This window comes from Mesorhizobium sp. WSM3224 (assembly GCF_000427725.1).
Lineage (GTDB): Bacteria > Pseudomonadota > Alphaproteobacteria > Rhizobiales > Rhizobiaceae > Mesorhizobium.
This window is the reverse complement of sequence record NZ_KE386578.1, coordinates 38,013-59,932: the sequence shown is the minus strand read 5'-3', so window position 1 is coordinate 59,932 and position 21,920 is coordinate 38,013. Positions and strand designations below refer to the sequence as shown.

The window sequence follows — 21,920 nt, the reverse complement described above, 5'->3', positions numbered from 1 at the left end:
TCACAGCCCGTAGATGCGGAAGGTCGAGCGGCCGGACAGTTCGCGAACGGCGCCGAGCTCGACCAGCCGGTCGAACAGCCTTCGTAGACCCCTGTCGCTCATTCCAGCGATCCTTTCTGAGGCCACGATCGCGTCGTCGCACAACAGCCTTTCGACGACGGCGTCCGCCGCCTTGGCCCTGAGCTTTGGCGCCGCCGCAAGCAGCCGCTCGGCGCGCCGCTCAAGCTCGGCCGAACGATCGATGGCGCGCAACACGGCGTGCGCCTGAGCGGCAAGCAGGAGCGAAGCGCTGTCGGCTTCCTCGTCGAGGCTCGCCGCCATTCTGGCAGAGGTCGAGCGGCGAGAGCGGCCGAGACTTGATCCTGAGGCCATCTCTGCGCCCAGCAACGGAATCGCTTCAACCCAGCCCAGCCGCTGCGCCAATAGCGCGTCGGCGAGCCAGCATCCGAAGCTGCGTCCCAAGCCATGCCGTACGGCCGCGCTGAATGCGCCGCTGACCACGCCGGCCAACCCGGCTGTATCGGAAAGCTGCCGAAGCTCGTCGGCAAGATCGCCGGCCAATTCGTCATCCCGTCGGTGGCCAAACTCCTCCAGCACCGCGGCAAGGCCCTTTTCTGTCAGAAGATCCTCGACAGGCCGGGTTGCCAGCCGGCGCCAGGCCAACAGCATCCGGCCGGCAGGGCCGACGTCATCGCCCGGCCGTGTAAGCAGCGCCGCATCGCGCAATGCCGCCTCATCCTCCACGCGCCCCGCTCGCTTGGCCGTCATAGCGCCAGCCAAAAGCGCCTGGCGCTGCCGCCAGGCGCCAGACCATCGCTCCTGCCGGCGGATCACTGCATCGAGTATGCCGATCGCCGCCCCGGCCGTGATCGCGATGTCCTCAATGCCTTGCACAGCGAGGCTTTGCGCATCGGGGATCGCCTTGCGCAGCCAGGCCGGCACCGTTGCCATCGGCGCGGTCGAAGGGGCACCGGCAAGCGTGGCGTAGTGGCGCGGAGAGGGTTTGGGACGCAGAATCATTGAAAGCACGATGAATCATGGCGGCGCTTTTGGCAATCACTTCTGGACATAACCGCCGCGCCTGTCGGCGAACAACAACGAACGATAATGTTGCATTATCGTTCGTATTTGACAACGACCGGGAATCTGGGTAGAAATCGCCATAAAGGTAGATTTCTGGAGCCTCCCGTGTCCCTGAACATCAAGAATCCGGCCACCGTCGCGCTCGCCGACGAGCTCGCGCGCCGCCAAGGCATCAGCAAGACCGCCGCCATTCATCAAGCGCTCTCCGAGCGCTTGCATCGCTTAGGCTTCGGCGACACCGCTCAGGAACGATTGCTCGCGGAATTGCACGCCATCCGGGGAAGGGTGGCGCGATTGCCGGAACTGGATCATCGCAGTGACGAGGAGATCATCGGCTACGACGAGCACGGAATTCCGAACTGATGGTGATCGATACCTCGGCCATCGTGGCCATCCTCCGCAGTGAGCCCGAAGCTTCACGGCTTGAAAGAGCGCTGGTCGCCGATCCAGTCCGCCTGGTGCCGGCAACCTGCGTGCTCGAGGCGCGCATGGTGCTGGTCAGCAGGCGCGGCGAACACACATTGGCTGAGATCGATCTTTGGCTCCGCAAGATCGAAGCCGACATCATTTCTGTCGACCCCGAATTGGTCGATCTGGCGACTCAGGCCTGGCTGAGCTGGGGCAAGGGCCGCCATCCGGCGGCGCTGAACTTTGCCGATTGCCTTTCCTACGCCTTGGGAAAGCGTGCGGACGAGGCGCTGCTGTTCATCGGGAAGGATTTTTCGCAGACGGACATCGAGGCGGCATGAGGATGGTTGACGACGGTCCCGGATCACCGGCTCCCGGCGGCGACGACTTGCCCGACATTGTCGACGTCGTCATGGAGATGGGGCACTCCTTGACGGAAGTCCCCTCCCCTTCTCCCCTGCCGGCCCATCTTGAAAATCTTGCCGGCCGCGCGCGCGACTACGTCGAGGCCGCGAGTTCAGCCAACACCCGGCGCGCCTACGCTTCCGATTGGAGGCATTTTTCGAGTTGGTGCCGCAGGCAAGGGCTTGAAATGCTCGCGCCCGATCCGCAGGTGGTCGGCCTCTACATAGCCGCCTGCGCTTCCGGCGCCGTGACCGGGAACAAAAACGCAAATGCCGTGTCGACCATCGAGCGCCGGCTTTCCTCGCTGGCCTGGAACTATGCGCAGCGCGGTCAACCGCTCGACAGGAAGGACCGTCATATCGCTACCGTCATGGCTGGCATCCGCAACAAGCACGCTGCCCCGCTCCGCCAAAAGGAAGCGGTGCTGCTCGAGGATATCATTGCCATGTTGGAAACGCTGGACCGCGGCACGCTGCGCGGCTTGCGCGACCGCGCCATGCTGCTCCTCGGCTTTGCCGGCGGCCTGCGCCGCTCCGAGATCGTGGCTTTGGATGTCGGCCGCGATCAGACCGAGGACGGCCGCGGCTGGATCGAGATCCTCGACAAGGGCATGCTCGTTTCCCTTCGCGGCAAGACTGGCTGGCGGGAGGTCGAAGTCGGGCGCGGCTCGTCCGATGCCACCTGCCCGGTTGTCGCGGTGCAGACCTGGCTCAAGCTCGCCCGTATCGCACACGGTCCACTCTTTAGGCGCGTCACCGGCCAGGGCAAGGCAGTCGGCGCTGATCGGCTCAACGACCAGGAGGTCGCCCGCCTGGTCAAGCGCACTGCGCTGGCGGCCGGCGTACGTGGCGACCTGTCAGAAGGCGAACGAGCAAAGCTCTTTGCCGGCCATTCGCTGCGCGCCGGCCTCGCCTCCTCGGCCGAAGTCGATGAGCGCTATGTGCAAAAGCAGCTCGGCCATACCTCGGCTGAAATGACTCGCCGCTATCAGCGCAGACGCGATCGCTTCCGTGTCAATCTCACCAAGGCGAGCGGACTATAGGCCGGGCACGCCCCTCCCCTGTCCTTCGGATGCCGAGAGTGCGTTATCGCCAGGATAGCTGGTCCTTCGGCAGCCGGCCGCTCGGGTCGAATACAGCTACCTTGTGCGGCAGATCCGGACCCCAGTCCCAAAGGACCAGGTTGCGATCCTCCGTCTCAGCGCTCGGCGCGAAACTTGGGACCACAATACCGGCAATATTTCGAGGCCGCAGCCGGTCGTAGATGGACCAGGACGCTGGGCGCTCTCCGTCGCTGAGCGCCGTCGCCCAGGCGCAGGCCATCTCCTCGAGCGTCACAGAAAACTCTGCCCTCCCCTCTTCCGTTGTCAGATCCGAGATGTCTTCGCAGTCGATCTCATAGGAACACAGCACGCACGGATCGATCCGGTGCGCGAACCCCTGGTTGGCTTCCTTGACCGCTGTCATGATGGTCAGCGCCAAATAGAGCGCCGGCACGCCTTTGGGATTAAATCGCGCCCCTCTGATCGCCGCCCCTTCGCCGGAAGTCGGCTTGAATGCCCAACGTGGATCGTGTGCGCGATAGCAGGTTCCAACGAACCTCAAGCGAAACCACCAACGGCCATGTGATCGAGATAATCACGGACCGCAGCTGCCTTGCCATCCTTCACCAGCGCTTCAGCAGTGCGTCCGCCAAATGCTGGAAGCGGCTGAGCTCGATACCAAGCCATCGCCTGCTCCTTGCCGCCCGCCCAATCCGTCACGCGACTGATGATCTCGAGCATTTCCCGCAGACGCCCCTGTGTCTTAACCGTAGCGCTGCGCTCCGACCGATAAAGGGTCTCTCGCGCGAGACCGGCGGTCTGGGCCAACTGGCCCTTGGACATGCCAAACCCGGCCGCGACCTGCTCGATCGCAATCTTCCCGTTCCGGTCCATATAGGACAAGATGAGAGGTCCATTCTGCTCGGGGATCTTCAGTGCATGAGCCACAGAATTCATCATACCATATTGAGAGTCATGTTTCTTGTGCAAAAGATATGGCATCTATGGGCAGCTTTCAAGCTCGGCACCGAACCAATTCGAGGTGCTGCCTAGCACGCGCGGATTGAACCCACCGTGCGCGCGACGATGTCGAGGCAGCAAGTTCAGCAAACACCCGTCGCGCCTATGCCGCCGACTGGAAGGATTTTTGCGCCTGCTGCCGGCCTCAGTCGTTTGATCCGCTGCCGCCAGATCCACAAATCGGCGCCCCAGGCATCGGGATCTCGGCCTGGTGTTGCGTGTGATCAAACTGACGACGGTCGCGGCTGGATTGAATTCCAGACATGGCCATGCCGGTTACGTTGCGGGGGCAAGACCGGCTGGCGGGAGGTCGAAGTCGGGCGCGGCTCGTCCGATGCCACCTGCCCGGTTGTCGCGGTGCAGACCTGGCTCAAGCTCGCCCGTATCGCACACGGACCGCTGTTCCGGCGCGTCACCAGCCAGGGCAAGGCGGTCGGCGCCGAGCGGCTCAATGACCAGGAGGTCGCGCGTCTGGTCAAGCGGACCGCGCGGGCGGCCGGCTTGCGCGGCGATCTGTCAGAAGGCGAACGAGCAAAGCTCTTTGCCGGCCATTCGCTTCGCGCTGGCCTCGCCTCCTCGGCCGAGTCGATGAGCGCTGTGTGCAGAAGCAACTCGGCCATACCAGCGCAGAGATGACGAGCAAGTACCAGCCCCGCCGCGACCGTTTCGGTGTCAACCTCACAAAAGCCTCTTGTGCTTCAGGCGCTGGCAGAAGGCCCCTCCCCTGCGTTGCGGCTCACATATTAGGCTTAGGCGCAACCAGTTTCAGTGACGGAAAGTACGTCCGATACCGCCTCACGTCGCGCGTCAGCAGCGGCAGCTGGGCGACAGCTGCATGGGCACCAATGAAGAAGTCGGGCAGCACACCGGTCCTCGATCCACCGGCCCGCCGATATTGTGTAAAAACCTTGCCCGCCAGAAACAAGGCGGCACGCGGCATGGAAGTCATTTCAAGCCCCGCCCCGTCGACAAATGCCTCCAGGTGCTCGATGCGTTCATACCGAACAGCAAGCTCAGCGTAAACCGCGTCATTAATCAGCAGGGGCCCATCAAGGCTCGCTGCTTCAAGCTGAGAAAGTGACCAGTCCGCCCACTTGGGATCGTCGGTGACAAGATCGAGGAGGACGTTGGTGTCGACAAGCGTCACGATTCACCGCGCGTCAGCGCCATGATTGCGTCCGTATCTAGCCCCTTTCCGGCATGGCCGCGCAATTTGGCAAAGCGGCTTGCGGGCTGCTTCTTGTCGGCGCGCGCAAGCACCACGCTGCCATCGGCGGCGCGACGGAAATCAACCTTGCTCCCAGGAACAATGCCGAGAAGATCGCGAACCGGCTTCGGAATGGTCACCTGTCCCTTGGCTGTGACGGTGGTGGTCATGCTCGCTCCTTGGTAATACTGAATTCCAAACAGGTATTACACGGAAGGTCAATTTTCAACCCCGTAGGTCGAGTTGATCGACCCATGCGTGGGGCGTCGCCATCCGGTCGGATGTGGCGCCAACGCGCACATGTCAGCGTCGTCACGATCGTTCAGCGTCACCGGGGGCGTCCGGGGTTGTAGGAAAGGCGCCTCCCCTGCCGTGCTTCTCAGACGGCAGGGCTCGCAGCACGGCCGCACCTTTTCCCTGCTCCCGTTTCTTTGTAGCCGGATGGGCTGGTCCCGAGCACGTTTGCCAACTCATCCTGCGTCAGATCGAGCTTCTTGCGTACGGCTTTTGCGTCCACGATGCCAACCGCACCGTGCACCTGGATGCAGGCAACGTCCTTGCCTTGCGCATGAGCCAAAGCTTCCGACATCGCCTGGATCAGATCGGCGCCGAACTTCGTCATTTCGCCTATGTCCTGCTCCAGTTAGCTGCCTGATCGGCCTTGGCGAATGCCGCGACCGCCTTGGCTGCATCGGGCATAGTGGGGAATCATGCTGCTGCGAGACATAACGAATTCGTCTCGCTGCAGGAGAATGCCGGCTGACAACGGATGGACTTGGTTGTCGGGCAGGTCTTTCGGCTCGCCATGTGCCCGCCGAGCCCGCGTCTGTTTACGCCTTGTTAAGGTTAACGGCTGCATGGCTTCGCTCCAGGAACTGTGCAGGCTTCACTCGCGTTACGGCCCGCTGGATCGCGGGACTCTGGGGCTGCTGGACGGCACGCGGCGACATGGAATAGTCGCCGAGGCTTGTCAGGACGTTGCGGCTGCGCAAACTGTCGGGCCTTACGGAGTTGTCCACGTGCAACTGTGCGGCGCTTGCGAGGGGTTTGCCAGAAACTTGTCCGACGGCGGCTCAGCGGATGCGCCCCGGAAGCGTGGCCGGTGCACGATCTGGCAAATGGCCCGTTGCCGGGTCGCTATAGACGCCAATGCATGGGCCCGAGAGACATCCAGCAAGCGCCGAGAGCGAGTTGCACGTGTACAACTGCCGCGAAGCCTCAGGCGCGGTTGGAGGACAGCTTGACACAAAGTCCATTTCCCAGGTCGACCTCAAAGCCCTCGAGCTTGTCTCGCACGCAGCCAGCTGGGAGATCCAGGAATTGTTGCTGCCCGAGTGATACCGCGGCTTTCTTACCGATCCAGCTGGCTGATCTTGTGCTTGATGGAGTTGCACATGGACAACTGCTCAAGCGCGGCCTTGAGGTCGATCGCTTGGTGTAAGCTGTCATCAGGACTGGTGCGCAATTGGCTCCAGGGGCTTCGATTTGGCAAAGCAGCTGCTCGGGCTCAATCTCGCGCGAGATCCGCCGTCCGTCCCGACCAGGGTGCCGAGCCGCTTATAGCAATTCCGCCGCGACATCGGTGGCGGTCTAAGCAGACGCCCTGCGGAACTGCCGGTAATCGCCAAAAGCGATCGCGGCAAGGCGCACTGATCGGGAACCGGGCCGGAATTACCGCGGGGCGACTACGATGGGCAGCTCGCCGGCGACTCGCAGGTAAGAGCGCCTATTGAGTTGTACACGGACAACTGCCGACAGCAGTGCAGCTGTCGCATTGCGTCAAGAACAGTAAGCCGCATTCCATTCTGCTCAACGGCCGAGCTGCCCTTGCAGCCTTCCGCGGTTCACCGGCGCCGACAACGTCCCCCGCGGCTAATCGGCGGGCGCAGCTGTCACGGCCGCGCAAGTCGAGGTGCTGGAGTTGGCACCATCCAGATGTTGCACACATACAACTCTCGCTTTGAGTAGGGCAGGGCTTCTCGCGGGCCAGTCCCCCGGGTGTGATGGCACCACACAATGCTCAAAGTAACATCGTGCTTTGGGTCAAACCCATCGAACGCCGTCGCGCGAGTTCCCGCCCCGCGCCCCCCCGTGGATTAGTGCCGCCCAGGCGACGAGCCGACCCTGCCGCGGCGTGCGAATTGTCGGCAACCTTAACAGCCCCAGGCCGCGAGCAGAAAAAATTGTCGCTCACGCCAATGGGGTTCCAGCTCTGACTCCACAGGTTGCACATGTACAACCGAACAGACGCACCGCGCCCAACTTTCGCGCGGTCGTCGCCCGCTGCAGTGCGCGGCTACGCGCCGGCGCGAGGGTTGCCCGACGGATGCGTGAGAAAGCTCGCGCAGATGTCTTGCCGACACAGTATAGTCGCGAGTTGATTCTTTGGACTTTCCAAGTTCCGCAGACTCGTTCACCGATCAGCCGCATTAACCTTTCGTTAACCAAAAAGCGTTTGTCGGCTGTCCAGAATCAGTTCATCTTAATCAGCGCATTTACGTTTCTCATTCGCTAAAATGCGCAGATCAGGAGACGGTCGTGTTGGACAAGGTCAGCCATGACAGGCCGGCGGGTGAAAGCCTTCGCGAACTAATCGCCGCGGACGCCACCGAACTATCGAGGCAGCTGCAGGCGCACCAGGCGAGGACCTTCCCGCCGACCGCACAAAAGGGCATGCGCTTGTTCACGCCCGGCGAGGCTGCCGATTTCATTGGCATCCATGAAGGCTACCTGCGCCAGATCGTCTCCGAAGGCCACGGGCCGCAGCCGCAGGCGAACGGGAGACGGATGTATTCCGTGGAGGACATCGACCGGCTTCGCCAGGTGCTCGACGAGGCAAACTCAAAGGCGCCGGGAAAATACATACGTCACCGAAGGGGAGGGGAGAAACTCCAGATTCTCTCGGTGATGAATTTCAAGGGAGGCAGCGCCAAGACCACCACCGCGGCTCACCTTGCCCAATTCCTGTCCTTGCGCGGTTATAGGGTTCTTGCCATCGATCTTGATCCTCAGGCCAGCCTGTCGGCCATGTTTGGCCATCAGCCCGAACTGGACGTCGGGGCCAACGAGACCATTTACGGCGCGATCCGCTACGATTCGGAATGCAGAAGCATCCTGGATATCGTTCGCTCGACCTATACGCCCAACCTGCATCTGATCCCCGGCAACCTCGAGCTCATGGAATTTGAACACGAGACGCCGAAGGTGCTGGCCAACCGCCAGCCGGGCACCATGTTCTTTGCCAGGCTCGGCGAATGTCTGGCCGAAATCGAGGACGCATACGATGTCGTGGTCATCGATTGCCCGCCGCAACTGGGCTTCCTGACGCTGTCTGCCTTGTGCGCGGCCACGGCTGTCATCATCACCGTGCATCCGCAAATGCTCGATGTGATGTCGATGTCCCAGTTCCTGCTCATGACCTCAGACCTGCTAACCGTCGTCGAGAACGCCGGCGGCAACACAGACTATGACTGGATGCGCTATCTCGTCACCCGGTTCGAGCCGAACGACGGCCCGCAGAGCCAGATGGCCGGCTTCATGCGCTCGATCTTCGGCAACCGGGTTTTAGAAAATTCAATGCTCAAGTCGACCGCAATCTCCGATGCGGGACTGACCAAGCAGACGCTTTATGAGGTGGAACGCGGACAATTCACGCGCGGGACTTACGACCGGGCGCTTGAGAGCCTGACGCTTGTCAACGGCGAAATCGAGGAGCTGATCCGCAAAACCTGGGGGCGGAAATAGTCATGGCCCGCAAGAACCTTTTCGAACTTTCCGAGGCCGCCGGCGAGCAGGCCCCGCCTGACGCCTCCAGGACCTCGCTCGTACGCCCCCTCATGGGCCTTGATCGGCCATTGAAGCCGCGCGGGCCGGTGGGCGCCATCTCGCAATCGCTGGAGAACATAAACTCGCGTGCCCAGCGTGCCGACGAAATCGAGCGCAAATTGTCGGAAGGGCAGGCGGTTGTCGAACTCGACCCAAGCCTTATCGATCAGTCTATCGTGGTCGATCGCCTGGGCATCACCGACGAAAGACGAACGGCGCTCGTCGATCAGATACGCGAGCACGGACAGCAGGTGCCCATCCTGGTGCGGCCGCATCCAGACGACGGCGCACGCTACCAGGTCGCGTACGGTCATCGTCGATTGGCCGCGGTCCGGCAACTCGGCCGGATGGTGCGCGCGGTCGTCAAGGAATTGACCGACGAGCAGCTCGTCGTCAGCCAAGGGCAGGAAAACAACAGTCGCAGCGATCTTTCCTACATCGAACGGTGCTATTTCGCGGCAAAGTTGGAAGCCAGGGGTTTCTCGCGGGACACCATCATGGCCTCGCTGGGGGTCGACAAGGCAGCGCTGTCAAAGATGATTGCGCTGGTGGCGCGCCTGCCGGCGGAGATCATCGAGGCGATCGGCACCGCCGAATCGTTCGGTCGCCAAAGATGGGCCGAGCTCGCAGATCTGCTCGATGAGCGGGCCAGGCGCGCCAAGGCTCTGAAGGCGATCCAGGATCCCGAACTCGCCGCGCTCTCCAGCGATGAGCGCTTCCAGTCGGTTTACGACATAGTCAAGATTCCGGCAAAAAAGCCAGACCGAACGCTATGGACCGCACCCAACGGTTCTCGCCTGGTGACTATCAGCGATAGCAAATCTAAGACCACCTTCGCCTTCGATAAGCGCATCGAACCGAAATTCGCCAACTTCGTTCGGGATCGCTTGCAAGCGCTCTATGACGAGTTCAGCCAAAAGATAACAGACTAAGGAGCACTAACCCGCAAAAGAAAAAGGCCCCCAAGCGACTTTCGTCGTGGAAGCCCTTCTCCGTAGTAGCTGACTGAGAATCGCATCTTCACGAATCACTGTCAAGAGTCATGGCGTCGTTTTGGCGAGCAGATTTCTTTTGCCTAATCGAAGGTAAAGGAAAATGGAGACGGATATTGCAACGACGCCTTTTGGGCGGCGCCCGATGTCGCTTGCCATGCTGGCAGCGCAAAACGAGTCACGCGAGATCCCCAAGGGCAGGGTCGTCGACAAGTGGCAGATCTACCGCAACCTCTGCGAGGGCAAGAGCATCGTCGGCATCGGCGATCGTGCTCTGGCCGTCCTGAATGCGTTGCTATCTTTCTATCCTGACAGTGAGTTGAGTGAGGAAAACGACCTCATCGTCTTTCCATCAAACGCACAGCTGTCGCTCAGGGCGCACGGAATGCCCGATGCCACCCTCAGGCGGCACCTGGCGGCTCTTGTTGATGGCGGGCTGATCATCCGTCGGGATAGCCCGAACGGCAAACGTTACGCCCGCAAGGGCAGAGGAGGGGAGGTTGAGGAAGCCTTTGGCTTTTCCCTGGCGCCGCTGCTGGCCCGTGCTTACGAGTTCGAGGCGGCCGCCGAACGTGTTCGCGCCGACAACAGGGCGCTCAGGCTTATGCGCGAGCGGATCACCTTGCACCGCCGTGACATCCATAAGCTGATCGAGGCAGCCTTCGACGAATGCGTCCCGGGCGACTGGGGAGGTGTGTGGAAGCGTTTCCGGATCGTTGTGGAGGCAATTCCGCGCCGAGCTGGAATTGTCGAGCTCGAACAGGTCGTAGCCGATCTGGCCGCATTACATGACGAAGTGAACAAGCTGCTGGAAATTCATATGAATTTCACGAATCCAAGCGGCAATGAGTCCCAAACTGAGCGGCAGCAATCTGATTCAAACACCGACTCTACTTTTGAATTTGAACCTGCTTTAGAGAAAAGCGGGGCGAAGGCCGAGCCAAGCCGGGCAGCCGACGAGAAGCCGAAAGGCTATCCGATCGGACTTGTGCTGAAGGCCTGCCCCGAGATTGCCGACTATGCGGCCGACGGGATCGCAAACTGGCGCGACTTGATGATCACCGCGGCCCAGGTGCGAGGCTACCTTGGCGTGTCGCCCTCGGCCTATGAGGAGGCTTGCCATGTGATGGGCCAGGAGGTCGCCGCGATCGTGATTGCCTGCATCCTGCAAAGGGCGCAGCATATCAACTCGGCCGGCGGTTATCTGCGGGTGCTGACCGAAAAGGCGAGGGCAGGGCAGTTCTCCGTCGGGCCTATGCTGATGGCGGCGCTTAAAGCCAACGGCGCCACCGTGAGGATGACCGGATGAAGTTGCGAGCACATCGCTGGCCACCCGCCAGGCAAGCCATTCGAGACGATCATGGGCGATCTGCTCAATGTACTGACCGTAAAGCTGCGGATACATGGTCCTCAGCCAAAATCGATGCTGCGGACAAAGCGCCATTGCCGCAAACACCTTGTCGCGCCATGCGTTCCGGATCTCCGGCTCGAAAAGATCGAGCTGAACCCGCACGTGTCAGCGAGCCAGGTGCTGCGGGAGCTTGGCCGGCAGGAGGAGGCGACCGGAGAAGGCCCGGCGTGGCCGCTGGCCAATGTCGATGTCGAATGAGCGGCGCAGTCCGGAACAGGCCGAGGGCCTCGTTTTCGCTTGTATTCGAACTGCACCAGTCGGGCCGATAGCCAAGAGCGTGGTGAGCGGTACTGCGTGGATCCGACCAAAACCCCATTCCAACTGCTAATCCGTTTCGACGCTTTCGGTCGCGTCGGACGTTTCGCCTGGCTTATGGAAGTTCGATCTCGCCGTCCACCACGTGGTTGAGGCCGGTGCCTTCCGCCGTCAGCGTGATGCGGACGTTCAACTTCTTCTTCTCGCCATCGATTTGCCCTTCGCGCACCGTCTCCTCGATCTTGCGCTGGGAGGTGACGCCGACTTCCTTTAGGAACTTGCGGATCGACATGTTGAAGGCGTCTTCGCTCATGGCGGAACTCCTCTGTGTCCGGAAGAGATTGTAAGGGAAGGCAGGGGATCAAGGAAGCAGGACGGTGACGCTCGGTCCCATAGAAACAGATCCCGAGCCGAAGGAGGCGTCGGGTCCTTGGACTTGATCGGCCTTTGGAAGATGGAAGAGTGGGCACTTACTGCCAAGGCGCTACCGTGAATCGGTGTCGTAATAGTGCACAAGGGCCGTCTTTGTGCGGGCAGTAGTTTTTTCGCGGGCCTGTCGATACTTGTGGAAAGCCCGGAAATCCCGTATATTCCGGAAGAAAGGAGCTCTGCCCATGACCACTACCGTCACCGCCGCCGCCGTCTCGAAAAACTTCGGCGCCTACCAGGATGCCGCGGTTCGCGACCCGGTCATCATCACCAAGAACGGCCGGCCGCGCACCGTGCTGCTGGCTTACGAGGATTTCGTCCGGCTCTCCAAGCGGGACCGACGGGTCGAGCTGACGACAGAGCTCGGTGCTGACGAAATCGCCGCGGTCGAAGCCGCCGAAATGGAGCCGGGTCTTGACCATCTCAACGACGAACTTCTTCCGGCAAAAGGTCTGACGGCAAAAAATGCTGCCGGCTGAAATCAAGGTCGGCCACGTTTTTCGTTATTCATATCTCTGGCATTGGCAACATCGCGAAGGCCGCGAGGAAGGCGACAAGGACCGGCCCGGCCTAGTGTTAGCGCTGGTCGCCATGCAGGAGGACGGCTCGCCGGTTGTCCGAGTCCTGCCGATCACGCACACACCGCCCTCTGATCCCGCCAATGCCATCGAAATCCCGGCTGCGGTCAAGTTGCGCTTGCGGCTCGACGGCGAGCGGTCGTGGATCATTTTGACGGAAAGCAACCGGTTCGCCTGGCCGGGCCCCGATATCCGGCCGCTGGACACGGAGAGCGGCTATTACGGGCCGTTGCCGCCAGCGCTGTTTGCCGCGGTCAAGCGCCGGTTTGTCGCCATTGCGACAAGCCATGCGCACAGGAGCACGCCACGCTCCGCGCTGATCGGCGCCGATCAGCGCTCGATCGGTGAAGAAGCCTTGGACTTGCGCCGACAGTTGGGGCGCCGCGGTAGGCGGTAGAGAGCATACTCGTCATCTGCGACCCACACCACCGGCCGATCGAATGGGGTCTTGCAATCTTCGCTTCTGCTGCGTTTAACTCCCAGTCTCGAAATGAGCCGGACTGGCTTAGCGGCCAAGTCCACGTCGCAGTTGTCACAGAGGAATGTACAGATATGGCGACCGGAACCGTGAAGTGGTTCAACAGCACCAAGGGATTTGGATTTATCCAGCCCGACAATGGCGGGCAGGATGTTTTCGTCCACATTTCCGCTGTTGAACGCGCGGGCCTCTCGACGCTGAATGACGGCCAGAAGATCAACTATGAGATCGAACAGGACCGCCGCACCGGCAAGTCCTCTGCCGGCAGCCTCAGCAAAGCTGGCTGAGTTTTCGCCTGCGTCCCGGCAAGATCGAATGAACGCGAGGTAAGGCGGGGATTAGTCCCCGCCTTTTCCTATCCTGCGAAGATCATGCCGATAAGCAGCTGCGCGCTCCAGAGCGACCCTTGCGCGATAAAGTCAGGCTGCGACCTTCTTGCGGGTCCGCTTCGCCGCCGCCGGCGTTTCCGCCTCTTTCGGTTTGCGGCCGAGACCCATGGTCTCGGCCAACGCCGAGCGCGCCGCGGCGTAGTTCGGCGCGACCATCGGATAATCCGCCGCCAGGCCCAATTTGGCGCGATATTCGTCCGGGGTCAGCCCATAGTGGGTTGAAAGATGGCGCTTTAGCGATTTGAATTTCTTCCCGTCTTCAAGGCAGATGATGTAGTCCGCCATTACCGACTTCCTGATCGGGACCGCAGGCTTGAGAGCCTCCGGCTCTGCTACGGAGACGCCTCCGGCGGTGCTTTTCAAAGCCGAGTGTACTTGGCCGATCAGGGCGGGGAGATCGCCCACCGGGACTGGATTATTCGAGACATAGGCTGAGACGACATCGGCGGTAAGCTCGATGAGGCCTGTCGAGATTGTGATCGGCTTCTTCTGTCATGAAACTCTCCGGGTGGCTTGAAAGACAGGGGCGAAGTCCTGCTACATATTGATGGCGGTCGCTGAAAGCATAAATGCCTCGGCAGCCAAAGTATCGCCGTAAGCTAATTCTAATCGCGTCGACGTTGGGATTCATCGGCTGCCAGGCGCCGGGGCCGATGTCTAGCCGTGCCGAGCTTTTGTAGTCGGAAAACAACATGACAAAATTCCCGCGAACCGCCAAAACTCGGCCAGGTGAATGGAACCTGGCATTCGTTCGTCAGTGACGAGTCTATTCCTGGCGTCTTCTACGGACTCTTTCTTGCAAGCTGATCGGTCTTCCGCCGGAACTTGGTCCGAGAATGAACTCAAACACGGGTTGCGGCTGACCGAGCGCTGTCGCCTGCAAGGCCGCCGGGATCCTTGCCGCGGCTTCGGCGTGTTCGGCGAGCGCTGCGGGTGACATGCCAAGCGCACGCTCGAAGCTATGATCGGCCGTGTTCATCAGCCGATGAAGAAGCGCCCCGGCGCGTCCGGCATGACGCATCGCCGCCGCCTGCTTGCCCTCGCGGATCTTCACGCCGGCCGCCGATAACAGGATCAATCCCTTGAAGAGCGTCCGAAGCGGAGCGTTTCGGTCTGCAACTTGCCACAGACCTTCCCAAGCCTCATGGGCTTCCCAGTAATAGCCGTGGTTGAAGAGGTCGAGACCCCAGAGGAATGTGTCTGAATCGAGCGAGATCTCAGCCGTCGACAGCATGGCTTCGCTATTGTAGCTGTGCCCCGCGGGATCGCGCACCGGATGCGGTTGCCTGCCCGGCAAATACGCATAGGATGGAAAGCTCTTTTCCGGCAGCCAGCGCCGGCGCAACGTCGAACCAATGGCCATCAAAGCCGTATAGCACACCCCGTGACATCCTGATCGGATGATCACTCCGGAGCGCCCGCCGACAAAAAGAGGTTTTGGGCAACGCCCGGGCTCACAAGCTTAAGTGGCACCAAGATGATCTGGCCTCGTGGTCTACTGGCATATCGTTGAGATGTCGTCTTTGAAGACCTATATGCCATTGTGCGTCGGGCGTTCTCCTCCCAATGCGTCCAGCGTTCGCCTCTGGAGGTTTTGACTTTTTGCTTGGCCGGGTTCTGCAAGCCTAGCCTTTTTCTTGCGCGCTAAGAGCGATGAAATGGCTCATCAGCGGCTATGAATATGGCGTGACCCGCCCAACTTGCGAATTGGCAGGGATCGCCCGCACGTGCCGCACTGCGAGCCGCTCTGTGATCCAGGCGGACACATCATTTGCTAGGAAGATCCGCTCAGGCGAGCGAATTGGATGACACAAAAAGACTCGCCGGCGCGCGCTTCATGCAGCAATAGCGTCTTTCGACTTTCTATGCACTGAAAAGATTGAGCTTTTCCTGGACTTGTTACACAGTTTGTTACGCCCTTTACAAAGGTGATCTATGACGGGAATGCTTGGTCGCCAAATCTATAGGCCGATGGAATCAGCCCGCTGCTAACACCTTTACCTAAGTTGATCCGGGATTGGATCGGAGGGTTAGCGAACGTCGGAACGGCAGCTTTGCGCCCAATCTCGATCATTCCGAGCAGCTTGGCCGCCTGGGAAAGCGGACATTGCCGTACGATAGAGGTTTAGTTTCGATGGGAACAGGGCGCGCACGTTCCGCGCGTCACCTCGATGGGCGGTTTGTCTTTCGAGCTTGGCAGCGGCCCGCTTCGTGCGCGGCGACAACAGCGGGCGCCCCGAAGAATAGATCACCGTCTTTCACAGGAATCGAGGCTCCGGACACAATCATTCCAACAGGATGACCGTGAATCGCAGAATAGCCCTCGACCTCGGTGGTTCCGGTTGATGGTGTCGGTTGTCCGGAATTTCCAGCAAGCATTGATACTTGGCGCGCATGATCGCATGAGGCGGCCGCCGACAGCATCGCCTGGGCAAGGTATGGAACATTGTGCCATAGCCCAACGTTCTCTTTAGCTCGGGCTGTTACCCCGAGCTGGCATTGAGAAGTTTATGATCCTCTGAATGCCAGTCCAGAGTCGACGCAAGTGCGTCACCTGCTTTGGAGGCACGATGACCCACAACCCTCACAGCACTGCTAGCGTCGGCGGCCACCCAATTCATCCCATGTTGATCCCGTTCCCAATCGCCTTTTTCGTTGCCACATTCGTTTGCGACCTAATATTCTGGCGAACGGGCAATCCGGGATGGGTCACCGGTTCACTCTGGCTCCTCGGGGCGGGCCTAATAATGGGCGCCTTGGCCGCTCTTGCCGGCCTTACGGATGTTTTAGGCGATGTTCAAATTCGCAATCTCACCACGGCATGGCTTCATGCAGGGGGGAATGTACTCGTCGTCGTGATCGAACTTTACAACTGGTACTCCAGATATGCCCATGGGGAGGCTGCGGTGGTGCCCACCGGGCTGATCCTGTCGCTGATAGTGGTTCTGATCCTGCTGTTTACAGGGTGGAAGGGCTGGGAAATGGTCTATCGGCATCGCGTGGGTGTCGCTGACGGTTCGGATGAGCTGCGCTAAAATTCCGCCCCCGGCTTCCGGGATCACCTCGCCGATCGCCGCGACCAGGCCGGCATGATCGTCGGACACGACCAATTCGACGCCCTTGAGGCCGCGTGCCTTCACATGACACTGCGGCGAAAATGCGCTCTCTGTGTGGGAAAATATGTGGGACGGATTGATCGCAACGCCTGTTTGGTCGTTATCAGCAAAGAGTCACGCACGCTACGCCGTCGTTATCCCGATCCAGCTTGCCGCCCCACGAGCCCGGTCGCGCCGGAGCGGCCAGTCAGTCGGCTTTCAGCAATTTGAATCTGAAGTAATGGATGTGCGGGATGCAGACCGAACGAGCAAGTATAACCATGTTGACACCCGGATCTGATGGGGTCTCCGGCCCGGTAAAGGGCGTGCATTTGAGGACCCCCTTTTCCCACGGCCTACTCTGCCCCGACCCTTGAAAAGGTCAAGAGCCATCAGCTCCCGAACCCATCTGCAGGGACGGCGCACAATCTTTCGCGCGACGATCCCTAAGTGCTGAGCCCGGCAGCTCAACAAAAAAGCCCCGGACAAATTCGCCGGGGCTTCTTGGAGGTCCGCCGAAAAACCTAGAATTTGTAGTTCAGACCGACACGAACGGTGTGGAAGGGGACTTTGACGTCGACACCAACACCACCACCACCTGCGGGTGTGAACGTCGCCTTACCCAGGTCCGTGTAAAGATACTCAGACTTGAGCGACCAATTCGAGGTGATGGCGTATTCAGCGCCCGCACCAACGGTCCAGCCGACCTTGGTCTTGGACAAGTCGAGCCCAGGGGCAGTAATCTTTTCGTGACCGTAGGCCAAGCCGCCAGTGCCATAGACCAAGAAGCGGTCGACGGGCGTGTAACCAATGCGAGCACGCAGCGTGCCGAACCAGTCAACCTTCGTTTCGAGAGAGGGGCCGCCGAGCGTTATGTCGGCCTTGATGTCGGAACCCTGGAAGTCGGCTTCCACGCCGTAGACGAATTGGCCAACCTGCCAGTTGTAACCGGCCTGAACGCCGCCCAGGAAGCCACTCGCTCTGAGGTCGAAACCACCAGGGCCGCCGCCGGTAGGATCAAGCTTAAACGTGCCGAAACCGCCGCCGGCGTTCACGCCGATATATGCGCCGGTCCAGTCATAGGAAGCAGCAACCGGCGCCTCCTGCAAAACGTCGGCCGCGTAGGCGGTGCCGGTCGCGAGAACGAGAACGGTTGCAAGAAGAATTTGTTTCACGGGAATACCCTTTGTTGCCACGCTTATGCCGGATGAATGCCCCAACGTCACCACCCGAGCGACACAGCGATGTCGCGGAACGCCTTCCGTTGTCAATGCTGCCAATCCGAAGGCGGGTCTATTTCCTCGGGTGATGCATAGAAGCCACAGCTGTAGCGTGTGCCGCACAATCTTGCGCGCGAATGGGCACGGCTGCATGACGATACGGCCGTCGCCCCTACACGGTCGAGATGGTCGACCTCTTCGTCACCTTCAAAGCGGACAAGCGCTTGGCCCTATGGGACCGAGTGCAGTGCAAGGTCGGCGCGCCGCCGCCGAAGGGCTTGGCCCAAGAGAAGGCGGAGTGGCTTAAGCCCGGTCTGGTTGGCCGAGTCAAGTTCCTGAAAGGCGAGGAAAAACTGCGCCATGCATCGCTGAAGGACTCCGCGACGAACATTAAGTGCTGGCTCGCTAGGCGAACCAGGACAAGCGGCCCGGAGGCCTTGGTCAGTTTGAGCGATCAAAGGCCACCGGGCCTAACCGGCGGGATAGCTAAGGGGACTCGTGCTAAGGGCACCGGCTGTCGATAAATATACGCTCCTGCTGAAATAGCCGGGCGCATTCAAAAGGCGAAGTCTCCCACCTCTTTAGAGTGCCTTTCCCGAGCGAATCATCGCCCTCGCTATTGCCAAACTCGGCCTCGACCTTGGCGTTTTCCTTCTGCGTCACGTTGTCGGCCGCGATCAGACAGCGTAGGGAGCGCATGACTTCGCTGCGCTGCCAGCCGGCCTCCAGCATGCAATTGACGATGGCCTGAAATCCCGCCTCCATCGCTTCCTGGCAGTCGATCTCCCGATCGGCGTAATCGAGCTTCTGTTTTGGCTGGTTGATCATGCGTTGCCTTCCACGGTGCTCTCTTCATCCAACTGGCGCGGCACCGGCAGATAGGCGTTGGCCATCAGCCACTCGCCAACGATCGTTTCCACCAGATCCGGCTTGGCCTTGCCCATCTCGGCGGCCAAGTCGGTCAGTATCTCGTCGGTGCGCGTATCGAGACTGAGCCCGCCGACGTTTCGGAGCACTAACGAGGCCCGTCGTAGCAGCACCTGCAAATCGGCGCGTGAAGCGTCCGCGATGTGGTCGGCGGTGCTTTCCAGTTCATGCACGAATGGATGACGGGACATCGGCCATGCTCCTAAAGGAATTTCTCACCTTCGCCGCGGTGCGCGAAGCAGAACCAGTGCGACGGCTGCCTTGGTCCGGGCGAAACCCCAACCGGCATCCTTGCCGCATCTAGCGTGCTCGCAAATGTGCCCGAGCGGCCCGTGATATCGCGGCCGTTCGGGCGCTCCTGAGCGGGCCGGTTCGTCGCTCACTGGTGTTGCCGCCGTTTCAGCGCGTCGATCTGGTCCTGCAGACGACCATTCAGCACGATCATTTCCTTCAGCGCCTTCATGGCGTTGCCATGGTGCAGCGCGACGAATTTGTCGGCGACCTTCTGCAGTGCGGCCTCCTGGCGGCTGTCCAAGGTGATGATCTGGTCCATAACGGTTCTCCCTAGAACAAAGAACCCTCCGCCGGTGGCGCGGCGGGAATCTTGATCTGCGTCGCCGGCTTGTCGACGATCACCAGCGCGTCGTCCGGCGCCGGCCGCTGCAGCGTTTTCGCCTCCGACCATGGCGCTGTGAGCCACATTTCAGTTTCCTCCGGCGTGGTCAGGATCACCGGCATCGCCTTCTCATGGATCGGCGCGATAAGGGCGTTGGGCTCTGTTGTCAGAAATCCGTAGACCTCATGGTCAGCTGGATCATCCTTCGCCTTGCGCATCCCGTGCCACCGTGTCCAGAGACCGGCAAAAAAGAACAACGGGCGGTCCTCGTTCAACGCAAACCAATAGTTCTTCTTGATGCCTGTCTCGGGGTCTTTCACATCGACCGGGCTGGGCTCCGCGAAGCTCGTCACTGGCACCACGCAACGGTGTTCGACTCCAAGATACGGCTGCCAATGGAAGTAGTTCGTCTTGCGAACGTTCGTGGTGCCATAGTCCGCCTTGCCCTTCACCCGCTCGGGCGGTGACGGCATTCCCCATAGCAGCCGGGCAAGCTCGCGTTGGCCGTCGAGGCCATTGCGCACCACGGGGCCGGGGGTGTTGGGATAGATATCTAGAGAGGGTTCAAGATTGCCGGAAATGTCGCGCATGGCGCGCGTCCACTGGCGGATAGCTTCTTGACTGGTCGTGATGTTGTAGAGGTTGCACATATCTAGCTCCGCAGGGCTTTGGGTACGCTCAGCGGCCCCAATTCCAGAATTCGCTCGTAGGCGCCCTGGCGCCGCCAGACGCCGAGCGCGCGACCGTCCTCGCGGTCCCTCGCCGGGTCGAACACTATGCCGCCGAAGTGGGCGCGGAAAGCCTCCGCCGCGGCGGGATCGCGAAAGCAATGCAGTCGCCATTCCTCATAGCGGCCGTCTGGCCAGATCGCTTGCACCTTGCGTATCCAATGATCGAAGCCATGATCATCGCAGAACTGGCGGATCAGCGTGTAGTTGCGTGCCGTGCAGAGGTCGTCGGGCAGAGCGATTTGATGAGGCCATTCACGATCGACGATAGTCGGCGCCGGCCGGCCTCTGCTCCGCCTGACCATCAGTGCTGCTTTTGCCGACCGCGCACCCTCCACGCTTCTTGTAAGTGAATGTCAGTCTGATCGCGCATCGCATCAGAAAGTGAAATCGCCAAATCCAGATCGTCCGGGTAGATCGCCATAATCCAGGCCGCTGTCAGTTCCGTAATAGCTTGCTTCTGACTGACGTCGGACAAACCGCGCAGTGGCTTGACCATCTTTGCAACAGCGCGGCGGATGTCGGGCATCTCGCGCTTCACTGTGGCGAATATCTCGGGCTGTTCGGCTTCAGTTGCACGCATCGGTTTCATGGGAATGTCTCCGTTTTGCCTGTAGTGAACAAAATAGGAACATCAGAGTCAAGAGCCCCTTGACGTCACAGGAATATGTTCCTCATTTCAGGAGATGCCCGAGCAATCTGAGAAGTGGCCGAGAGGTGCCCCCTGGACTTTGACGCATGCCCATGATGCGGGGCAGGTGGCCGGCATCCGTTGCGCGCGCTGCAATGTCACGCGCTACTACAAGCCGCTCGAGTTGCGGGAGGTGATCGGCAACGTCACGATTGACGAGGTCCGGCAGAAAGTCCGCTGCCAGAGGTGTGGTGGCCGCGAGTGGATGGGTGCGCAGCTATTCCACGCTACTGGTGAACAGGCCCACACGATCCGCTTCCGACGCCTTGTCGAAATCCGGTGGGAGAAGCGGGTGATCTGGCGCGATGAATAACCAACGCCATGTTCACCATAAAATGCCGATGTAAGGGCGCGCGCCGGGAGGAAGTTGACCGCCTCCAAAAAATGAGATCAGGGTCCCGGACCCAATATCGGGTAAAGGGGGTTCCTATGAAGAGTCTTTTGGCGCTTGCAATTTTGCTTGGATCTCTTTCGGTCTCAGCATCCTCGTTTGCTGGCAACTGCCAACACGACTACGACACGGCCTCTGACGGCTCGCGTTGCGGAGACCGCTCTGCAGACAGCCGTGACGGCGGCAACTAAGCCCTAGCGTTGGCACGGGCGCTGAGATCATCAGCGCCCGTCATTTAGTCAGCCGCGGGCCGCTGATCGCTTTGCCGGAGCTTTTTTCGCTGGCTTCGCCGGTGCCTTCCGCCCGAGCCCGCTCGCCTTCGCCAACTCCGATCGCTGCGCAGCGTAGTTGGGAGCCACCATCGGATAGTCGCGCGCCAGGCCCCACTTCTCACGATATTCCTCTGGTGTGAGATTGTAGTGGGTCATCAGGTGCCGCTTCAGGGACTTGAACTTTTTTCCATCCTCGAGGCTGATGATGTAGTCGGGGAACACCGACCGCTTCGGGTTCACCGCTGGAGTCTGCGCCTGCCTCTCAGGCTCAGTTGGCTGCCTGATCTTTGATAGTGATGAATTTACACTGGCAATCAGGTCCGAGAGCGACGCAACCGGCACAGGGTTGTTGCTGACGTAGGCCGATACGATGTCCGCGGTTAGCCCGATCAAAAGGGTTTGGCCGTCCTCAATCTCTTCCGACATGAAATAACTCCCGATGGATAATGCCTGAACCT

The 21,920-nt window shown here is 60.5% G+C and carries 28 protein-coding genes and 4 pseudogenes; 14 read left to right on the top strand and 18 right to left on the bottom strand.

Annotated features, from left to right (window positions below):
- The gene (locus YU3_RS0135350; RefSeq protein ID WP_027170545.1) at positions 1-1,020 is read right to left on the bottom strand and encodes a DUF1403 family protein; all 1,020 of its coding nucleotides are present in this window, start codon (positions 1,018-1,020) and stop codon (positions 1-3) included.
- 168 nt (positions 1,021-1,188) lie between these two features.
- On the opposite strand from YU3_RS0135350, the gene YU3_RS0135345 reads away from it, so the two are divergent.
- The 3 genes from YU3_RS0135345 to YU3_RS0135335 are packed head-to-tail and all read left to right on the top strand — an operon-like array spanning position 1,189 to position 2,938.
- Positions 1,189-1,446: a type II toxin-antitoxin system VapB family antitoxin gene (locus YU3_RS0135345; RefSeq protein WP_027170544.1), complete on the top strand. Its 258-nt coding sequence runs from the start codon at positions 1,189-1,191 to the stop codon at positions 1,444-1,446.
- Positions 1,446-1,832, top strand: coding sequence for a type II toxin-antitoxin system VapC family toxin (locus tag YU3_RS0135340; RefSeq protein WP_027170543.1), 387 nt, complete (start codon positions 1,446-1,448; stop codon positions 1,830-1,832). The genes YU3_RS0135345 and YU3_RS0135340 overlap by 1 nt, the downstream gene beginning before the upstream one ends.
- Positions 1,829-2,938, top strand: coding sequence for a site-specific integrase (locus tag YU3_RS0135335; RefSeq protein WP_027170542.1), 1,110 nt, complete (start codon positions 1,829-1,831; stop codon positions 2,936-2,938). Before YU3_RS0135340 ends, YU3_RS0135335 begins: the two co-directional genes overlap by 4 nt.
- 43 nt (positions 2,939-2,981) lie before the next feature.
- On the opposite strand, the gene YU3_RS0135330 is transcribed toward YU3_RS0135335, so the two are convergent.
- Both YU3_RS0135330 and YU3_RS0135325 read right to left on the bottom strand, forming a co-directional pair.
- Positions 2,982-3,500, bottom strand: a complete 519-nt coding sequence (locus YU3_RS0135330; protein ID WP_027170541.1) for an RES family NAD+ phosphorylase — start codon at positions 3,498-3,500, stop codon at positions 2,982-2,984.
- Positions 3,497-3,898 (bottom strand): antitoxin Xre/MbcA/ParS toxin-binding domain-containing protein, encoded by a 402-nt coding sequence (locus YU3_RS0135325; RefSeq protein ID WP_348631209.1) that lies wholly within the window; start codon positions 3,896-3,898, stop codon positions 3,497-3,499. The genes YU3_RS0135330 and YU3_RS0135325 overlap by 4 nt, the downstream gene beginning before the upstream one ends.
- A gap of 113 nt (positions 3,899-4,011) precedes the next feature.
- Between YU3_RS0135325 and YU3_RS40295 the strand changes: the two are divergent.
- A pseudogene (locus tag YU3_RS40295) lies at positions 4,012-4,650 on the top strand (tyrosine-type recombinase/integrase); the annotation flags it as partial.
- Positions 4,651-4,694: 44 nt separating this feature from the next.
- Here YU3_RS40295 and YU3_RS0135315 read toward each other — a convergent pair.
- From YU3_RS0135315 to YU3_RS38430, 3 genes are all read right to left on the bottom strand, one after another.
- Positions 4,695-5,105, bottom strand: coding sequence for a type II toxin-antitoxin system VapC family toxin (locus tag YU3_RS0135315; protein WP_027170538.1), 411 nt, complete (start codon positions 5,103-5,105; stop codon positions 4,695-4,697).
- Positions 5,102-5,335, bottom strand: coding sequence for an AbrB/MazE/SpoVT family DNA-binding domain-containing protein (locus YU3_RS0135310; RefSeq protein WP_027170537.1), 234 nt, complete (start codon positions 5,333-5,335; stop codon positions 5,102-5,104). Before YU3_RS0135310 ends, YU3_RS0135315 begins: the two co-directional genes overlap by 4 nt.
- A 209-nt stretch (positions 5,336-5,544) precedes the next feature.
- Entirely contained in the window at positions 5,545-5,787 is a 243-nt protein-coding gene (locus YU3_RS38430) for a transcriptional regulator (RefSeq protein ID WP_051334227.1), read from the bottom strand.
- Positions 5,788-7,706: 1,919 nt separating this feature from the next.
- On the opposite strand from YU3_RS38430, the gene repA reads away from it, so the two are divergent.
- The 4 genes from repA to YU3_RS42045 all read left to right on the top strand — a co-directional run bounded on the left by repA (position 7,707) and on the right by YU3_RS42045 (position 11,591).
- Complete coding sequence (repA, locus tag YU3_RS0135285; RefSeq protein ID WP_027170534.1) at positions 7,707-8,909, top strand: plasmid partitioning protein RepA; 1,203 nt, start codon at positions 7,707-7,709, stop codon at positions 8,907-8,909.
- A gap of 2 nt (positions 8,910-8,911) precedes the next feature.
- Positions 8,912-9,922 carry a plasmid partitioning protein RepB gene (repB, locus tag YU3_RS0135280; RefSeq protein ID WP_027170533.1) on the top strand — a complete coding sequence of 337 codons (1,011 nt, stop codon included), beginning with the start codon at positions 8,912-8,914 and terminating at the stop codon, positions 9,920-9,922.
- Between the two features lie 163 nt (positions 9,923-10,085).
- Positions 10,086-11,291 (top strand): plasmid replication protein RepC, encoded by a 1,206-nt coding sequence (gene repC / locus YU3_RS0135275; protein WP_027170532.1) that lies wholly within the window; start codon positions 10,086-10,088, stop codon positions 11,289-11,291.
- A 51-nt stretch (positions 11,292-11,342) separates the two neighbouring features.
- A complete protein-coding gene (locus tag YU3_RS42045) occupies positions 11,343-11,591 on the top strand; it encodes a hypothetical protein (protein WP_027170531.1) in 249 nt (82 codons plus the stop codon).
- Between the two features lie 172 nt (positions 11,592-11,763).
- On the opposite strand, the gene YU3_RS0135265 is transcribed toward YU3_RS42045, so the two are convergent.
- Positions 11,764-11,961: a DUF6494 family protein gene (locus YU3_RS0135265; protein WP_027170530.1), complete on the bottom strand. Its 198-nt coding sequence runs from the start codon at positions 11,959-11,961 to the stop codon at positions 11,764-11,766.
- A 301-nt stretch (positions 11,962-12,262) separates the two neighbouring features.
- On the opposite strand from YU3_RS0135265, the gene YU3_RS0135260 reads away from it, so the two are divergent.
- The 3 genes from YU3_RS0135260 (at position 12,263) to YU3_RS0135250 (ending at position 13,420) form a co-directional block, all read left to right on the top strand.
- Entirely contained in the window at positions 12,263-12,556 is a 294-nt protein-coding gene (locus YU3_RS0135260; protein ID WP_027170529.1) for a type II toxin-antitoxin system Phd/YefM family antitoxin, read from the top strand.
- Positions 12,543-13,052 (top strand): plasmid maintenance toxin (PemK-like), encoded by a 510-nt coding sequence (locus YU3_RS38420; protein ID WP_245273750.1) that lies wholly within the window; start codon positions 12,543-12,545, stop codon positions 13,050-13,052. The genes YU3_RS0135260 and YU3_RS38420 overlap by 14 nt, the downstream gene beginning before the upstream one ends.
- A 155-nt stretch (positions 13,053-13,207) precedes the next feature.
- Entirely contained in the window at positions 13,208-13,420 is a 213-nt protein-coding gene (locus YU3_RS0135250) for a cold-shock protein (RefSeq protein ID WP_006339568.1), read from the top strand.
- A gap of 132 nt (positions 13,421-13,552) precedes the next feature.
- Here the strand turns inward: YU3_RS0135250 and YU3_RS0135245 are convergent.
- Together YU3_RS0135245 and YU3_RS38415 are read right to left on the bottom strand one after the other, a co-directional pair.
- Positions 13,553-14,018 (bottom strand): annotated as a pseudogene (locus tag YU3_RS0135245) (MucR family transcriptional regulator).
- 270 nt (positions 14,019-14,288) lie between these two features.
- Positions 14,289-14,903: a DUF309 domain-containing protein gene (locus YU3_RS38415; RefSeq protein ID WP_245273749.1), complete on the bottom strand. Its 615-nt coding sequence runs from the start codon at positions 14,901-14,903 to the stop codon at positions 14,289-14,291.
- A gap of 1,189 nt (positions 14,904-16,092) precedes the next feature.
- Here YU3_RS38415 and YU3_RS0135235 point away from each other — a divergent pair.
- Positions 16,093-16,557, top strand: coding sequence for a DUF2231 domain-containing protein (locus tag YU3_RS0135235; RefSeq protein ID WP_027170527.1), 465 nt, complete (start codon positions 16,093-16,095; stop codon positions 16,555-16,557).
- Positions 16,558-16,569: 12 nt separating this feature from the next.
- On the opposite strand, the pseudogene YU3_RS41145 reads toward YU3_RS0135235, so the two are convergent.
- Both YU3_RS41145 and YU3_RS0135230 read right to left on the bottom strand, forming a co-directional pair.
- Positions 16,570-16,662, bottom strand: a pseudogene (locus tag YU3_RS41145) (transposase); the annotation flags it as partial.
- Between the two features lie 479 nt (positions 16,663-17,141).
- The gene (locus tag YU3_RS0135230; RefSeq protein WP_027170526.1) at positions 17,142-17,792 is read right to left on the bottom strand and encodes an outer membrane protein; all 651 of its coding nucleotides are present in this window, start codon (positions 17,790-17,792) and stop codon (positions 17,142-17,144) included.
- A gap of 245 nt (positions 17,793-18,037) precedes the next feature.
- Between YU3_RS0135230 and YU3_RS42040 the strand changes: the two are divergent.
- Positions 18,038-18,214, top strand: a pseudogene (locus tag YU3_RS42040) (ATP-dependent DNA ligase); the annotation flags it as partial.
- A gap of 124 nt (positions 18,215-18,338) precedes the next feature.
- On the opposite strand, the gene YU3_RS38410 reads toward YU3_RS42040, so the two are convergent.
- The 6 genes from YU3_RS38410 to YU3_RS0135195 form a co-directional block, all read right to left on the bottom strand.
- Positions 18,339-18,665 carry a hypothetical protein gene (locus YU3_RS38410; protein ID WP_245273748.1) on the bottom strand — a complete coding sequence of 109 codons (327 nt, stop codon included), beginning with the start codon at positions 18,663-18,665 and terminating at the stop codon, positions 18,339-18,341.
- Positions 18,662-18,955 carry a hypothetical protein gene (locus YU3_RS0135215; protein WP_027170524.1) on the bottom strand — a complete coding sequence of 98 codons (294 nt, stop codon included), beginning with the start codon at positions 18,953-18,955 and terminating at the stop codon, positions 18,662-18,664. Before YU3_RS0135215 ends, YU3_RS38410 begins: the two co-directional genes overlap by 4 nt.
- Before the next feature lie 188 nt (positions 18,956-19,143).
- Positions 19,144-19,317, bottom strand: coding sequence for a hypothetical protein (locus YU3_RS41505; RefSeq protein ID WP_198021779.1), 174 nt, complete (start codon positions 19,315-19,317; stop codon positions 19,144-19,146).
- An 11-nt stretch (positions 19,318-19,328) separates the two neighbouring features.
- Complete coding sequence (locus YU3_RS0135205; protein ID WP_027170523.1) at positions 19,329-20,030, bottom strand: SOS response-associated peptidase; 702 nt, start codon at positions 20,028-20,030, stop codon at positions 19,329-19,331.
- Positions 20,031-20,032: 2 nt separating this feature from the next.
- Positions 20,033-20,413, bottom strand: coding sequence for a hypothetical protein (locus tag YU3_RS0135200; RefSeq protein WP_027170522.1), 381 nt, complete (start codon positions 20,411-20,413; stop codon positions 20,033-20,035).
- Positions 20,413-20,700, bottom strand: coding sequence for a hypothetical protein (locus YU3_RS0135195; protein WP_027170521.1), 288 nt, complete (start codon positions 20,698-20,700; stop codon positions 20,413-20,415). The genes YU3_RS0135200 and YU3_RS0135195 overlap by 1 nt, the downstream gene beginning before the upstream one ends.
- Before the next feature lie 166 nt (positions 20,701-20,866).
- On the opposite strand from YU3_RS0135195, the gene YU3_RS0135190 reads away from it, so the two are divergent.
- The gene (locus YU3_RS0135190) at positions 20,867-21,112 is read left to right on the top strand and encodes a hypothetical protein (protein WP_156913716.1); all 246 of its coding nucleotides are present in this window, start codon (positions 20,867-20,869) and stop codon (positions 21,110-21,112) included.
- A 317-nt stretch (positions 21,113-21,429) separates the two neighbouring features.
- Here the strand turns inward: YU3_RS0135190 and YU3_RS0135185 are convergent, their stop codons facing one another.
- Entirely contained in the window at positions 21,430-21,888 is a 459-nt protein-coding gene (locus tag YU3_RS0135185; protein WP_027170519.1) for a MucR family transcriptional regulator, read from the bottom strand.
- Positions 21,889-21,920: the final 32 nt, after the last annotated feature.

Coding starts and splice junctions, on each gene's coding strand:
- YU3_RS0135350 (WP_027170545.1), bottom strand. CDS start 1,020: ATGATTCTGCGTCCCAAACCCTCTCCGCGCCACTACGCCACGCTTGCC.
- YU3_RS0135340 (WP_027170543.1), top strand. CDS start 1,446: ATGGTGATCGATACCTCGGCCATCGTGGCCATCCTCCGCAGTGAGCCC.
- YU3_RS0135335 (WP_027170542.1), top strand. CDS start 1,829: ATGAGGATGGTTGACGACGGTCCCGGATCACCGGCTCCCGGCGGCGAC.
- YU3_RS0135325 (WP_348631209.1), bottom strand. CDS start 3,898: ATGATGAATTCTGTGGCTCATGCACTGAAGATCCCCGAGCAGAATGGA.
- YU3_RS0135310 (WP_027170537.1), bottom strand. CDS start 5,335: ATGACCACCACCGTCACAGCCAAGGGACAGGTGACCATTCCGAAGCCG.
- YU3_RS38430 (WP_051334227.1), bottom strand. CDS start 5,787: ATGACGAAGTTCGGCGCCGATCTGATCCAGGCGATGTCGGAAGCTTTG.
- repB (WP_027170533.1), top strand. CDS start 8,912: ATGGCCCGCAAGAACCTTTTCGAACTTTCCGAGGCCGCCGGCGAGCAG.
- repC (WP_027170532.1), top strand. CDS start 10,086: ATGGAGACGGATATTGCAACGACGCCTTTTGGGCGGCGCCCGATGTCG.
- YU3_RS42045 (WP_027170531.1), top strand. CDS start 11,343: ATGGGCGATCTGCTCAATGTACTGACCGTAAAGCTGCGGATACATGGT.
- YU3_RS0135265 (WP_027170530.1), bottom strand. CDS start 11,961: ATGAGCGAAGACGCCTTCAACATGTCGATCCGCAAGTTCCTAAAGGAA.
- YU3_RS0135260 (WP_027170529.1), top strand. CDS start 12,263: ATGACCACTACCGTCACCGCCGCCGCCGTCTCGAAAAACTTCGGCGCC.
- YU3_RS38420 (WP_245273750.1), top strand. CDS start 12,543: ATGCTGCCGGCTGAAATCAAGGTCGGCCACGTTTTTCGTTATTCATAT.
- YU3_RS0135250 (WP_006339568.1), top strand. CDS start 13,208: ATGGCGACCGGAACCGTGAAGTGGTTCAACAGCACCAAGGGATTTGGA.
- YU3_RS0135235 (WP_027170527.1), top strand. CDS start 16,093: ATGACCCACAACCCTCACAGCACTGCTAGCGTCGGCGGCCACCCAATT.
- YU3_RS38410 (WP_245273748.1), bottom strand. CDS start 18,665: ATGATCAACCAGCCAAAACAGAAGCTCGATTACGCCGATCGGGAGATC.
- YU3_RS0135215 (WP_027170524.1), bottom strand. CDS start 18,955: ATGTCCCGTCATCCATTCGTGCATGAACTGGAAAGCACCGCCGACCAC.
- YU3_RS41505 (WP_198021779.1), bottom strand. CDS start 19,317: ATGGACCAGATCATCACCTTGGACAGCCGCCAGGAGGCCGCACTGCAG.
- YU3_RS0135205 (WP_027170523.1), bottom strand. CDS start 20,030: ATGTGCAACCTCTACAACATCACGACCAGTCAAGAAGCTATCCGCCAG.
- YU3_RS0135200 (WP_027170522.1), bottom strand. CDS start 20,413: ATGGTCAGGCGGAGCAGAGGCCGGCCGGCGCCGACTATCGTCGATCGT.
- YU3_RS0135195 (WP_027170521.1), bottom strand. CDS start 20,700: ATGAAACCGATGCGTGCAACTGAAGCCGAACAGCCCGAGATATTCGCC.
- YU3_RS0135185 (WP_027170519.1), bottom strand. CDS start 21,888: ATGTCGGAAGAGATTGAGGACGGCCAAACCCTTTTGATCGGGCTAACC.